The 12,918-nt window shown below is 73.2% G+C and carries 10 protein-coding genes; 4 read left to right on the top strand and 6 right to left on the bottom strand.

All coding sequences use genetic code 11. The features are described 5' to 3' along the window. The first annotated feature begins 117 nt into the window (after positions 1–117). Entirely contained in the window at positions 118–2,826 is a 2,709-nt protein-coding gene (locus tag QP939_RS25655) for an AAA family ATPase (RefSeq protein WP_285459395.1), read from the top strand. A gap of 92 nt (positions 2,827–2,918) precedes the next feature. Further along, positions 2,919–3,956 carry an alpha/beta fold hydrolase gene (locus tag QP939_RS25660; protein ID WP_285459397.1) on the top strand — a complete coding sequence of 346 codons (1,038 nt, stop codon included), beginning with the start codon at positions 2,919–2,921 and terminating at the stop codon, positions 3,954–3,956. 60 nt (positions 3,957–4,016) lie between these two features. Here QP939_RS25660 and QP939_RS25665 read toward each other — a convergent pair whose 3' ends face one another. The 3 genes from QP939_RS25665 to QP939_RS25675 form a co-directional block, all read right to left on the bottom strand. Continuing rightward, on the bottom strand, positions 4,017–4,790 hold the full coding sequence (locus tag QP939_RS25665; protein WP_285459398.1) for an alpha/beta fold hydrolase: 774 nt from the start codon (positions 4,788–4,790) through the stop codon (positions 4,017–4,019). Beyond that, entirely contained in the window at positions 4,790–5,221 is a 432-nt protein-coding gene (locus QP939_RS25670; protein WP_285459399.1) for an organic hydroperoxide resistance protein, read from the bottom strand. The genes QP939_RS25665 and QP939_RS25670 overlap by 1 nt, the downstream gene beginning before the upstream one ends. A gap of 90 nt (positions 5,222–5,311) precedes the next feature. Then, positions 5,312–6,904: an ABC-F family ATP-binding cassette domain-containing protein gene (locus QP939_RS25675; RefSeq protein ID WP_285459400.1), complete on the bottom strand. Its 1,593-nt coding sequence runs from the start codon at positions 6,902–6,904 to the stop codon at positions 5,312–5,314. 195 nt (positions 6,905–7,099) lie between these two features. Here QP939_RS25675 and QP939_RS25680 point away from each other — a divergent pair, with 195 nt between their 5' ends. Continuing rightward, entirely contained in the window at positions 7,100–8,122 is a 1,023-nt protein-coding gene (locus QP939_RS25680) for an NAD-dependent epimerase/dehydratase family protein (RefSeq protein ID WP_285459401.1), read from the top strand. Here the strand turns inward: QP939_RS25680 and QP939_RS25685 are convergent. The 3 genes from QP939_RS25685 to QP939_RS25695 form a co-directional block, all read right to left on the bottom strand. Next, positions 8,119–8,583, bottom strand: coding sequence for a DUF4383 domain-containing protein (locus QP939_RS25685; RefSeq protein WP_285459402.1), 465 nt, complete (start codon positions 8,581–8,583; stop codon positions 8,119–8,121). The two genes, QP939_RS25680 and QP939_RS25685, sit on opposite strands and share 4 nt — an antisense overlap. Positions 8,584–8,642: 59 nt before the next feature. After that, entirely contained in the window at positions 8,643–8,924 is a 282-nt protein-coding gene (locus QP939_RS25690; RefSeq protein ID WP_285459404.1) for a hypothetical protein, read from the bottom strand. Positions 8,925–9,378: 454 nt separating this feature from the next. Further along, entirely contained in the window at positions 9,379–10,338 is a 960-nt protein-coding gene (locus QP939_RS25695) for an ArsR/SmtB family transcription factor (protein ID WP_285459406.1), read from the bottom strand. Positions 10,339–10,646: 308 nt separating this feature from the next. Between QP939_RS25695 and QP939_RS25700 the strand changes: the two genes are divergently transcribed. After that, positions 10,647–12,902: a HAMP domain-containing sensor histidine kinase gene (locus QP939_RS25700; protein ID WP_285459407.1), complete on the top strand. Its 2,256-nt coding sequence runs from the start codon at positions 10,647–10,649 to the stop codon at positions 12,900–12,902. Positions 12,903–12,918: the final 16 nt, after the last annotated feature.

The following is a 12,918-nucleotide window of genomic DNA, read 5'->3' on the forward strand; positions in this document are numbered from 1 at the left end:
GACATTGCGCCCGAACGCTAGTCATCCGACGGCGTCCTTCGCGCCCGTCGGGTGACGCAGTAGGCGTACGTCACTGGGTGTGAGCTGCGGAAACGTGCTCCGGGTAAGGTCGATTCCATGGTGCTGCACGGACGGGAAACCGAGCTGAAGGAGCTGGGCGAGCTCGTCGACGGCCCCGAAGACCGCGGCGGCGTGCTCATCCGCGGCGAGGCGGGCATCGGGAAGTCGGCACTGGTGGCCGAGACGGCCGCGGCGGCGTCGGTCGCCGGGCTGCGGGTGCTGCGGACGACGGGGGCCGAGGCCGAGCGGAACCTCGCGTACGCCGGCCTGCACCAGCTGCTGTACCCCGTCCGGGCGGGGGTGGCGGAGCTGCCCGCGCCGCAGCGTGACGCCCTGCGGACGGCGTTGGGGCTGGCCGAGGGCGCGGAGCCGAGCGCGTACCTGGTGGGGCTGGCGACGCTGACGTTGCTCGCGGAGGAGGCCGCGGTCAAGCCGTTGCTGCTGGTCGCGGAGGACGTGCAGTGGCTGGACCGGGCCAGCGCGGACGTGCTGGCGTTCGTGGCGCGGCGGATCGAGACGGAGCCGATCGTCCTGGTGGCGACCCTGCGCGACGGCGCGGAGTCGCCGCTGCTCGACGCGGGTTTGGCGCCGATGGTGCTGGACCGGTTGTCCCCGGACGCGTCGGCGGACCTGCTGGACGCGGTGGCCCCGCGGCTGGCCCCGGCGGTCCGGACGAGGCTGCTGACGGAGGCGGCGGGCCACCCGCTGGCGCTGACGGAACTCCCGGCGGCGGTGGCCGATCTCGATGGTCTGGACCCGCGGTTGCCGCTGACGGAGAAGCTGGAGAAGACGTTCACGGCGCGGGTGGCGGGGCTGCCGGGGCCGGTGCGGACGGCGTTGCTGGTGGCGGCGCTGAACGAGGCGACATCGCTGGCGGAGACCCTCGCGGCGACGGGCGCGCTGCTCGGCGGCGACGTCTCGTGTCCCGCACCTGAAATCCTCGCCCCCGCCGTCGAGGCTCGGCTTGTCGAACTCGACTCCGGCTGCGTCACCTTCCGGCACCCGCTCATGCGCGCCGCCATCCCGGCCGCCGCCTCCCCTCTCGACCGGCGGCGCGCCCACCTCGCCCTCGTCGAAGCCCTCAACGACCAGCCCGACCGTCGCGCCTGGCACCAAGCCGCCGCCACCGATGGGCCCGATGAGACCGTTGCCGCCGAGCTGGAACGGACCGCCGATCGCGCCCGGTACCGGGGTGGGGCCGCCGCCGCCATCGCCGCTCTCGAACAAGCTGCCCGGCTCAGCGTCGCCCCCGATGACCGGGCCGATCGCCTCCTCCGGGCCGCCGAACTCGCCGTCGACTCCGGGCGGCGGGAGACCGCCGAACGCCTCGTGCGCGCCGCCAACCCCACCGGCGCACGACGCCGGGCCACCGCCCACCGCTTGCTCAGCGAGTTCGAAGACGGCGTCCGCGAAGACCCCGCGCGCGTCGCGGAACTGGCCGCCACCGCCGAGGCCGTCGCCGCCGACGGGGAAACCGCCGCCGCCCTGCGGATCCTCTGGAGCGCCGCCATGCGGTGCTTCTGGACCGAGCCCGGCCACCCCGCGCGGCAAGCTTTGCTCGACGTCGCCGACCGGCTGTCCGTTCCGGACGACGACCCGCGCATCGTCGCCGTGACCGCCTATGTCTCGCCCTTCGAACGCGGCGAAAGCGTCATCGAAAACCTGCGGCAGCTGGCCGCGAAGACCGGCGCCGACCCCGAGGTCGACCGGTACCTCGGCAGCGCCGCCCTGCAGGTCGGCGCCTTCGACTTGGCCGCCCGGTTCTCCGCGGCCGCCGCGCCCGGGCTGCGCGCCCAGGGCAGGCTCGGGCTCCTGCCGCGGGCCTTGGCCGTCCAGGCCTGGAGCCGGGTGCGGCTCGGCGACCTCGCCGCCGCGGTGCCCGTCGCGGCCGAAGCCGCCCGGTTCGCCAGGGAAACCGGGCAGCCCTTCATGTTCGGCCTGGCCACCGCCGTCCAAGCCGAGATCGCCGCCCTGCGCGGCGACCACAAGCAGGCCAGGACCCTGGCCGACGAAGCCGAACGCGCCGGGCTCGCCGCCGGGGCTCGGCCCGTCCTCGCCACCGTGCAGCTCGCCCGCGGCCTGACGAACCTCAGCGAGGGCCGCTTCGAGGACGCCTTCGCCGACCTCCGCCGGCTCCACGACCCCGCCGACCCGGCCTACCAGCTCGCCCTGCGCGCGTACTGTGTCGCCGAGCTCACCGAAGCCGCCGTGCGTGCCGGGCAGGTCGACGCGGTCCGCGACGTCCTCGCCGAGCTCGAGCCGCTCGCCGCCAGGACGCCGTCGCCCGCGCTGCACATCGGCCTGCGGTACGCGCGAGCCGTCCTCGACCCCGACGACGAGCGCTTCGCCGACGCGCTCGGCGCCGACCTCACCGGCTGGCCCGCCGAACGCGGGCGCGTCCACCTGGCCTTCGGGGAGTGGCTGCGGCGGCAGCGGCGCGTCGTCGAATCCCGCACCCACCTGCGCACCGCCCGCGAGACCTTCGACGCGCTCGGCATGACGTCGTGGGCGGAGCGGGCGCGGCGGGAACTGCGCGGCGCGGGCGAGTCCAGCCCGAACCGCGGCCCCGACGCGCGCGAGAAGCTCACGCCGCACGAGCTGAGCATCGCGCAGCTCGCCGCGGAGGGGCTGACGAACCGCGAGATCGGGCAGCGGCTGTACCTTTCGCACCGGACCGTCGGCACCCACCTGCACCGCATCTTCCCCAAGCTGGGCATCAGCTCCCGCGCCGACCTCGCCGCGACGCTGAAGACCCTGGACGGGTGACGTACACCGACTGCGTCACCCGACGGGCGCGGCGGTCACCGGAACGCTCCTAACGTCGTGAAAGTCCCACGGTCTTTCGCACAGGAGCACAGATGATCAGCAGGAGAAGGTTCGGCCAGGCGTTCGCGGCGGGACTGGCGGCGACGTCCTTGGCCGCCTGCTCGTCGTCGGGCGGCGGCACCCCGGCGGCCGCGCCCGCCACCACGCCGGACCTGCGCGCAGGCTCGGGCGAGCACACCTCGCTCGGCGAGGTCAAGCACGCCGACGCCGGGCTCGTCACCATGGCCTACCACGAGTTCGGCCCGGCGACCGGGCAGCCGGTGGTGCTGCTGCACGGCTGGCCGTACGACCCGTACAGCTACGTCGACGTCGCGCCGATCCTGGCCGCCGCCGGTTACCGCGTGATCGTCCCCTATCTGCGCGGCTACGGCCCGACGGCGTTCAAGTCCGCCGCCACGGTCCGCAACGGCCAGCAGACGGCGGTCGCGCTCGACGTCGTCGCCCTGATGGACACGCTCAAGATCGACAAGGCGATCCTCGGCGGCTACGACTGGGGCGGCCGCACCGTCGACATCATCGCCGCGCTCTGGCCCGAGCGCTGCAAGGCGATCGTCGCGGTGAGCGGGTACATCGTCACCAACCTGCCGGCCAACCAGAAGCCGCTGGCCCCGCAGGCCGAGCTCGGCTGGTGGTACCAGTACTACTTCGCGACCGAGCGCGGCCGCGCCGGCTACGCGGCCAACCGCCACGACTTCAACAAGCTGATCTGGAAGACGGCGTCCCCGGCCTGGCACTTCGACGACGCCACCTACGACCGCAGCGCGGCGGCGTTCGACAACCCCGACCACGTCGACATCGTCATCCACAACTACCGCTGGCGCCTCAGCCTCGCCCCCGGCGAGCCGCAGTACGACCAGTACGAGCAGAAACTGGCCGCGGGCGCGACCATCGGCGTCCCGTCGATCACGATCGGCAGCGACTTCGACGCCGCCGCCAAGGACGGCAAGGCCTACCGCTCGAAGTTCACCGGCAAGTACGAGCACCGGATCTTCGACGGCATCGGCCACAACGTGCCGCAGGAGGCCCCGCGCCCCTTCGCCCAGGCGATCATCGACGCCGCCAAGCTGTGACCCCCACCCCGTCGTGAGTGTTTAGGGCGGTTCTAACCGCCCTGAACACTCACGACGGGTTCAACGCGTCGCGCGGTGGATCGCGTCCACCACGGCCTGGGGCGCGGCCGTGGCGATCGCGTGCGGGGAATCCACCTCGGTGATCGACGCGTGGGCGCGGCGAGCCTCGAACCGCTCCGCCGCCGGAGGAATCGCCTGGTCGCGCGTGGCGACCAAGGCGAACTTGCGGATGCCGGCCGGGGCGGTCGCGGCGATTTTCTCGTCGAACGCCGCCGCGAGGATCGGGCGCTGGCCCGCCGCCGCGACCGCCGTGTCGAGAGCCGGGAGTCCCGCGGCGAACAGCGAGGGGTAGCTCGCCGCGTTGACGTACAGCTCCGGGCCGATCGCGTGCGTCGTGTCCGGGCCGATGAGCGAGCCCGGGAACTGGGAGTTGAGCTGCCCGGCCGTCTCACCCGCCTCCGGGATGAACGCCGCCGCGTACACGAGCGCCTGCACGTCGGCCGTCGTCCCGGCCAGCTCGCTGATCAGCAGGCCGCCGTACGAGTGCCCGACCAGGATCTTCGGCCCCTTGACCGCGTCGAGCACCCCTTGCAGGGACGCGACATCCGCGGCGATCCCGCGCAGCCCGACCGCCGGCGCGATCACCGGATAGTGCTCCGCGAGCAGCTTAAGCGTCACGGGCGCCCACGCGGACGCGTCCTCGAACGCGCCGTGGACCAGGACGACTGTCGGCTTCGGGCGCGCCGCGACGACGGCGTCGCCGGGGGAGGCGGCGGTGAGCACACCCGCCCCGACGACCGCCGTCACGGCCAGAGCGCCGATCGTGCGCCGCATCAGGCGACCGTCGCGTCGAGGGTGACCTCGATGTTGCCGCGCGTCGCCTTCGAGTACGGGCAGACCTGGTGCGCGCCCTTGACCAGCTCGTCGGCCGTCGCCTGGTCGATGCCGGTGGCTTCCAGGTGCAGCGCCGCGCTGAGCTTGAACTCGCTCGCCTCGGTGTCGTGGTGCAGGGTGACCTCCGCGACGACGGCGAGGTCGTTCAGCGGCACCTTCTTCGCGCCCGCCACCCGGCGCACCGCGCCGACGAAGCAGGACGCCCAGCCCGCCGCGAACAGCTGCTCCGGGTTCGTGCCGTCCCCCGCGCCGCCGAAGGCCTTGGGCACGGCGAGCGAGACGTCGAGCACGCCGTCGTCGGACGTCGCGCGGCCGCCGTTGCGGCCCTCCGCGGTGGAGGTGGCGACGGCGGTGTAGGTCACTTCGGACATGGTTTTCCTTTGCGTGTCGGGGTGAACGCCCTCCACGCTAGGAACCCGGCCGGGCCCGCGGCGACCGTCGCGCGACGTCATCGGTGTACGTCACCGCAGCTTCCCGTCTTCCAGCCGCAGCCACCGGTCGACGCCGATTTCGGCGAGGAAGCGCTCGTCGTGGCTGACGACGACGAACGCGCCGCGGAACGCCGTCAGGGCGCTCTCCAGCTGCCCGGTGCTGACCAGGTCGAGGTTGTTCGTCGGCTCGTCCAGCAACAGCAGCTGTGGCGCCGGTTCGGCGAACAGGACGCACGCGAGCGTGGCGCGCAGCCGTTCGCCGCCGGAGAGGACGCCGACCGGCAGGTGCGCCCGCGCGCCGCGGAAGAGGAAGCGGGCCAGCAGGTTCATCCGGTCGGCCGGCGGCATCGCCGGAGCGGCCGCGGCCAGGTTTTCGGCCACCGTGCGGTCGACGTCGAGGAGGTCGAGGCGCTGGGAGAGGAAGGCGATCCGGCCGTCGGCGCGGGTAAGGGTGCCGCTGTCGGGCTCGATGTCGCCGTTCAGCAGGCGCAGCAGCGTGGACTTCCCGACGCCGTTGGCGCCGGTGAGCGCGATCCGCTCGGGGCCGCGGATCGCGAGGTCGACGCCGTCCGGGAACAGGTCCCGCACCTTCAGACCCTCGCCGAGGAAGAGCGTGCGGCCGGCCGGGACCTCCGTCCGCGGGAGCTGCAGGCTGATCTTCTGCTCGTCCTTGAGCGCCCGCTCGGCCTGGTCGAGCTTGGCCTTCGCGGCGCCGACGCGGGCGGCGTGCGTGCCGTCCGCCTTGGCCGCCGACTCCTGGGCGTTGCGCTTCATCGTGCCCGCGAAGATCTTGGGCAGCCCGGCGTTGCCGAGGTTGCGCGACGCGTTGCTCGCGCGGCGGGCGGCGCGTTCGCGGGCCTGCTGCATCTCCCGCTTCTCGCGCTTGACCTCCTGCTCGGCGTTGCGGATGTTCTTCTCCGCGACTTCGCGCGCGGCCTGGACGGCCTCCTCGTAAGCCGTGAAGTTCCCGCCGTAGAACCGGATTTCGCCGCCGTCGAGCTCGGCTATCCGGTCCATCCGGTCGAGCAGCGCGCGGTCGTGGCTGACCACGAGCAGGCCGCCCGTCCAGTCGTCGAGCACGGAATAGAGCTTGTGCCGGGCCTCGAGGTCCAGGTTGTTGGTGGGTTCGTCGAGCAGCAGCACGTCCGGGCGTTTGAGCAGCTGGGCGGCGAGGCCGAGCGACACGATCTGGCCGCCGCTGAGGGTGCTCAGCGAGCGGTCGAGCCCGAGGTGGGCGAGGCCGAGCCGGTCGAGCTGGGCGCGGGTGCGCTCCTCGATGTCCCAGTCGGTGCCGATGGTGGTGAAGTGCTCTTCGCCGACGTCACCGGACTCGACGGCGGCGATCGCGCGCAGGATCGGGGCCACGCCGAGGATTTCGGCGACGGACGGTTCGCCGCTCAGCGGCAGGTCCTGCGGCAGGTAGCCGAGCGTGCCGTCGACGGTGACGCTGCCCGCCGACGGCCGCAGCACCCCGGCGACGAGCTTCAGCAGCGTCGTCTTGCCGGAGCCGTTGGGGGCGACCAGGCCGGTGCGGCCGCCGGGGAAGGTGGCGGAGAGGTGGTCGAACACGGGGGTGTCGTCCGGCCAGGAGAAGGACAGGCCGGACAGGACGATTTCGGACACGGTGAAGACCTCGGTGTGGTGCGGGAAAAGTGGACGTCGAAAGGCGGCCGCCTCGGCACTGCCGGGGGCCTGCGGGCTCCGGAGCTATCCGGAGATGTCGACGTCACCTGCCACGAACGGTCTCCTCGCTGCGATCTTCACCCCGAAGATAGCACCCGCGCGGTTGGCCGCGGCCGGACCGGGTAACCAGGCCCGATGCGCATCGTGGTCACCGGAGCGACCGGGAACATCGGCACCGGCGTCGTCGCCGCCTTGGACGCCGACCCGGAGGTCGGGTCGGTCGTGGGCGTGGCGCGACGGGCGGCGGCCGGGACCGTGCGGGCCGACGTCGAGCGCGACGACCTGGTGCCGCTCTTCCGGGGCGCGGACGTCGTCGTGCACCTGGCGTGGCTCTTCCAGCCGACGCGGCGTCCGGAGCGCACGTGGCGCGCCAACGTGCTCGGGTCGCTGCGGGTGTTCGACGCGGTGGCCGCGGCGGGGGTGCCGAAGCTGGTGTACTCGTCGTCGGTCGGCGCGTATTCGCCGCGCGAGGACGACGAGCCGGTGACCGAGGACTGGCCGACGCACGGCTGGCCCGGCGCGGCGTACACGCGCGAAAAGTCTTACGTGGAGCGGTATCTCGACGCGTTCGAGCTGCGGCACCCGAAGCTCGACGTGGTCCGCGTCCGGCCCGGGTTCGTGTTCCAGCGGGCGGCGGCGTCGGAACAGCGGCGGTTGTTCGGCGGGCCGTTCGTGCCGGGGTCGCTGGTGCGGCCGGGCCTGGTCCCGGTGGTGCCGGACGTGCCGGGGCTGCGCGTCCAGGTGGTGCACACGGCGGACTTGGCCGACGCGATCCGCCGGACGGTGACGCGGCCGGTGCGCGGGGCGTTCAACGTCGCGACCGGCCCGGTGGTGGACCCGAAGTTCGTCGCGGACCTGCTGGGCGCGCGCACGGTCCCGGTCCCGGCGGCGGCGGTCCGCGCGGCGGTGGCCGCGGCGTGGCGCCTGCACGCGACCCCGGCGACGCCGGGTCTGTTCGACGCGGTGCTGCGGCTCCCGGTGATGGCGACCGGGCGCGCGGAGTCCGAATTGGACTGGCGACCGCGGCACGACGCGGCGTTCACGGTGAAGGAGTTCTTGGCGGGCTTGCGATCGGGAGCCGGGGCGGACACGGCGCCGTTGGCCCCGGACGGCACCCGGCTGCACGAGATCGCGACCGGCGTCGGCCGCCGTCCCTAGCCCTGGCCCTGTTTTTCCGGTTCGGGGTAACGGCCGCGCGCGCGATCGGCCGCCGTCGTCGCGATCCCGGCGGCGATCATCGCGACGCCCAGCGCGAGGTGCAGCCAGTCGTCGGCGTTGTCGAGCGGGAGGAAGTTGGCCGGGCTGTCGTGGTCCAGCGCGAGGCCGAACACCCAGAGCAGGACGTAGAGCCCGCCGCCGAGCATCAGAAAGGCCCGCGAACCGCCGTCGCGCCGGGCCGCGAGGACGCCGAGCACGCCGAAGGCCAGGTGGACGAAGTTGTGCAGCACGGACACGGTGAACAGGCCGAACAGCCGCGCGCCCGACTCGTGGCCGGCGAACCGCAGATCGGCGTAACCCGCGGTGATGCCAGGGACGAACCCCAGCACGCCGACCAGCAGGAACGCGATCCCGAACAGCAGGGCGGCGGCGCGGGCCGCGCTCCGGGCTTCCTTCGTCATGACGCCTCCGGGTGGTCGCCGAAGTGCCGGACTACCCGGGTGCGGACCGGACAAACCCGTCAGGCGAGCTCGGAGGAGACGACGGCCGGCAGCTCGCGGAGCCGGTCGAGCAGGGGCTCGATCTCGTCAGCGGCCAGCAGGACGGCGCAGACCATGCTGCTTTCGCGGACGCCGTCCTTGATGTCGACGGAGAGTTCGTGCACGAGGCGGCCGTCCCGGGCCAGGGCGCCGACGAGGCCGGGGACCTCCTCGACACCACCGACGAAGTAGGTGGCGATCCGGCGGCGCAACAGCATGGCCGAGCGCGGCGCGGGGACGGCGAAGGAAGCGGGACTGGACATGGCTGATCTCCACGGTGAGAGCGAAAGGGGATCGGGGCCAGGTCCCGAGAGGTGCGGAATCCGCGGTCGACGACGCAGCGCGCCGGCGACCTGGTTCAGCCGGCGCGCCGGGTTACGAATCGCGAAGAAGCGACGAGGCGCAGCACGGCGACAGGCTAACACGACCCCCGCGCGCCGAGGCAAGTCTCGGGGTCGCGAATGACTCATTGGGGACTTCTGGGGTCGCGAATGAGTCATTCGCGACCTCGGCGCTGGTCGCGGGGCCGGGGGGCGGGGGGTCTTGAATGAGTCATTCAGGACCTCCGACGCCCTGAATGACTCATTCAAGACGCCGCTGGTCGGGTCGGGTGGTGGGCTGAAGGGGACTTTCCTGGCATCAGATGCGAGGAAAGTCCCCTTCAGCGCATCAGATGCGATCAACGTCCCCTTCAGCCCACCGGAGACTCCGACCGGGTCAGCTTGCGCGGATCACGCCCTGGCCGAGCGGCGTCACCTCGTGGACCTGCGCCTTCCCGACCCGCGCGCTCGTGATCAGCCCGCTGGACCGCAGCACCGATGCGTGCTGACTGGCCGTCGCCAGCGACGTCCCCGCCCGGGATGCCAGCTCGCTCGTGTTGCACCGGCCCGCCGCGATCGTCACCAGCACCCGAGCGCGCGTGTGGCCCAGCAGCGCCGCCAGGGCCGCGCCCGGCTCGGCGTCGCTGTCGATGCGGGGGTTGCTGATCGAACACACCAGTACCGGGGGCAGGCCCGGGTCCTTGCACGTCGTCGGCATGCCGTGCGCGAAGAACGACGGCACCAGCCGGAGCCCCCGGCCGTCCAGGTGCAGCTCCTGGTCCACCGGGAACCGAACCCTCAGCACCGGTGGGATCCACGTCACGTCCGGGTGCACCGTCGACAGCAGCAGCTGCGGCCCACCTCGGTCCAGGTTCGCCCGCAACCGGGCCCGCTCGCGCGCCACCGCGTGCCGCACCGACGCCCAGTCCGGGGCCACGCACTGGCGGTAGTACCCGTGCAGGGCCGTGCCGAGGCGGTGCAGCTCCCGCTGCTCGCCCTCCGCCACGCCCCGCAGCCACGGCGGGACGCGCGTGCCCTGCGCCGCGAGCTCGGCGATGTCCGCCGCCACCTTGCGCTCCGGCGTCGCGAGCACCGCCAGGACGCCGTCCGCGATCGAGCGGGCTCCCGGTGGGGTCAGGAAGTCCGGGCAGTAGCCGTACGGCGGGACCGCCGACATCAGCAGCCGGCCCGAGCCGGCCACCGCCGCGCGCGAACCCCGGCGCCACTTGCCGAAGAACGGCTCGCCCTCCGGCCGCCGCATCCGGTAGCTGCTCATCAGCAGCTCCCACATCGGGTCGGCGTCCTCGGCGATGGTCACCTTCGCCAGGTCCGCGTCCGTGAAGTGGACTTTCAACATCGCCCGCGCACCCCTTTCCGGCGCCGAGGGTAGCCCGGCGCCCGGCGGGACCCGCTTCCCGCCCCCGCCGGAAATTCACGGACATCGCGGGGAATTCCGGGTGATCTTGAATTGTTTCTTCACGCTCCGCGAGGGTAAAAAGCCGCGCTGTGGAAGTTCACCCTGTGTAGCTGATGCGTACGGGGGAAACGATCGGCTTTCCTTGACAACACCGGTGCCGCCGGGGTTACGTCTCTGGCCTGAATTCAACGGGAAAAGCACCCGTAAATCGTTCTCGGGCCACCGGTACGAATCGAGCCACGCCACTGATGAAAGAAGACCGACCTCCATCCCGCCGTTCCCCCGCGTCCTGGAATCCCGGCAGCTGGCGGCTGCGCACCAAGATCTCCGTGGTGCTGCTGCTGCCCGTCCTGGTCGCCCTGCTGCTGGCCGGCGGCCGGGTGCAGGCCGAGCTCGCCGAAGCCGGCGCGCTCAGCGCCGTGCGTGACCAAATGCCGGTCGTGCAAGGGATTTCCGAACTCGGCGCGCTCGTCGACGACGAGATGATCAGCGACGGCGGGGCCGCGCAGACCGCCGCCGTCGACGCGAAAGCCGCCACCGTCCGCCACGACGCCGCCTTCGCGCAGCTCGGCCCGGAGCTCGCGCGGACATTGGAAGCTCAGCTGGCGAAATTGGCCGACCTGCGCGGGCAAAGCGGTTCCCCGGCCGAAAAGGTCACGGCTTACCACGACTTCGTCGTCGCGCTGAGCGAACTCGTCCCCGGTATCGTCGGGCAGGCCGCGAATGCCGATCTCGCCGCGTCCGCCACCGTTGTGAAAGCATTTGTGCAGCTGAGGACCGGTCTCGCCGGGCAGGAAGCGCTGGGCGGGCGATCCGACGACGCTTCGGCGGTGGCCGGGGAACGCGTCGCCGCCGCCGAAGAAACGGTGCTCACCGGGCAGATCCGCCGGGCGCTGCCCGCCGGGGCGACGGCCGCGCGGTTCGCCGCGGCCACCAGTCCCGGGGCCGGCGGGCCCGCGGCCCGGCGCGCGGTGCTCGGAACCATCCTCTCCGAGCAGGTGAAAGCGCTTTCGGCGGCGGTCGGCGCGCAGACCAACCTCGCCCGCTCCGACGCGCTGCGCGACACCGCGCTGGTGCTCGCCGCGCTGCTGGGCGCGCTCGCCGTCGCCCTCGCCGTGGCCCGCTCGGTGGTCGCGCCGATCCGGCGGCTGCACGCGGCCGCGCTCGACACCGCGCGCCGCCGCCTGCCCGGCACCATCGAACGCATCCGCGAGGGCGACGACGTCGACTGGCGCGCGACCCCGCCGCTCCCGGTCGACTCCGAGGAGGAGATCGGGCAGCTCGCGCGCGCCTTCGACGACATGCACCGGCAGGCCGTGCGGCTGGCCGTCGGCGAGCAGGCCGAGATGCGGATCCAGGTCAGCGAGATGTTCATGACGCTCTCGCGCCGCAGCCAGTCGCTGGTCGAGCTGCAGCTGTCGGTGATCGAGGACCTCGAAGCCGACGAACAGGACCCGCAGCGGCTGGCCGAGCTGTTCCAGATCGACCACATCGCGACCCGGCTGCGGCGCAACGGCGAGAACCTGCAGGTGCTCGCGGGCGGTCGGCCGGTGCGCCGCGACGTCGGCCCGGTCGCGACGGTCGAGCTGCTGCGCGCGGCGACGTCGGAGGTCAAGGACTACCAGCGGGTCACGCTCGGCAACGCGCCGCGCGGGTCGGTGCAGTCCGAGGCCGCCGCCGACGTCGTGCACATCCTCGCCGAGCTGCTGGAGAACGCGATCCGGTCGTCGCCGCCGGACGAGCAGGTCGTGCTCACCGCCGACCGCGGCTTCGACGGCGGCGTGCTGATCGAGGTCGTCGACGTCGGGCTCGGCATGACCCGCGAGGACCTCGACGCGGCGAACGCCCGGCTGGCCGCCGGGGCCGCGGTGAGCCCGGAGACAACTCGCCGGATGGGCCTGTTCGTGGTGAGCAGGCTGGCCGCCACGCACGGGATCACCGTGCGGCTGCGGCCGACGACCACGCGGACCGCGAGCGCCGGCATCACCGCCAGCGTGCACGTCCCCGGCGTGCTGATCCTGGTCGACCTGCCGCAGCAGCGGCCGGGACTGCCGGGGCTGCCGTCGGCGCCGCCGACCGTCAACGGCACCGCCCGGCACGAGCTCGAACCCCGGTGGCCGGCCGAGGAGCCGGGCCCCGTCGTCGCGGAGCCGCCGCCGATGCCGACGCCGATCTTCGACCAGATGCTTTCGCACTGGTTCGCCGAAGCCCCCGCGAAGCCCGCGCGGGCGGGCGGCTGGGCGACCCCGGCCGACGACGTCCGGCAGGCCGCGGAAGCCGCCGTCGGCGAGCTGGACGACCTCGAGCTGACCGACTCGGGCCTGCCGACCCGGCGGCCGGGTGCCCAGCTCGCGCCGGGCTCGGTCGCACCGCGCGCGCCGCAGCCGCCGGACACCTCGTTCCGGGACCCGGCCGCCGTGCGGAACAACCTGTCCCGGCACTACAGCGGGATGCGCGCGGCCCGCCACCGGGTCGCCGCCGAGCCGACGAAGGGGGAGCAGTGAACACGCGGCAGGAAGG

Source organism: Amycolatopsis nalaikhensis, from assembly GCF_030264295.1.
In the GTDB taxonomy this organism is placed as follows: Bacteria; Actinomycetota; Actinomycetes; order Mycobacteriales; family Pseudonocardiaceae; genus Amycolatopsis; species Amycolatopsis nalaikhensis.

What these genes read in the sequence shown, in the direction of transcription:
- QP939_RS25655 (WP_285459395.1), top strand. Translation starts at nt 118, where the DNA reads ATGGTGCTGCACGGACGGGAAACCGAGCTGAAGGAGCTGGGCGAGCTC.
- QP939_RS25660 (WP_285459397.1), top strand. Translation starts at nt 2,919, where the DNA reads ATGATCAGCAGGAGAAGGTTCGGCCAGGCGTTCGCGGCGGGACTGGCG.
- QP939_RS25665 (WP_285459398.1), bottom strand. Translation starts at nt 4,790, where the DNA reads ATGCGGCGCACGATCGGCGCTCTGGCCGTGACGGCGGTCGTCGGGGCG.
- QP939_RS25670 (WP_285459399.1), bottom strand. Translation starts at nt 5,221, where the DNA reads ATGTCCGAAGTGACCTACACCGCCGTCGCCACCTCCACCGCGGAGGGC.
- QP939_RS25680 (WP_285459401.1), top strand. Translation starts at nt 7,100, where the DNA reads ATGCGCATCGTGGTCACCGGAGCGACCGGGAACATCGGCACCGGCGTC.
- QP939_RS25685 (WP_285459402.1), bottom strand. Translation starts at nt 8,583, where the DNA reads ATGACGAAGGAAGCCCGGAGCGCGGCCCGCGCCGCCGCCCTGCTGTTC.
- QP939_RS25690 (WP_285459404.1), bottom strand. Translation starts at nt 8,924, where the DNA reads ATGTCCAGTCCCGCTTCCTTCGCCGTCCCCGCGCCGCGCTCGGCCATG.
- QP939_RS25695 (WP_285459406.1), bottom strand. Translation starts at nt 10,338, where the DNA reads ATGTTGAAAGTCCACTTCACGGACGCGGACCTGGCGAAGGTGACCATC.
- QP939_RS25700 (WP_285459407.1), top strand. Translation starts at nt 10,647, where the DNA reads ATGAAAGAAGACCGACCTCCATCCCGCCGTTCCCCCGCGTCCTGGAAT.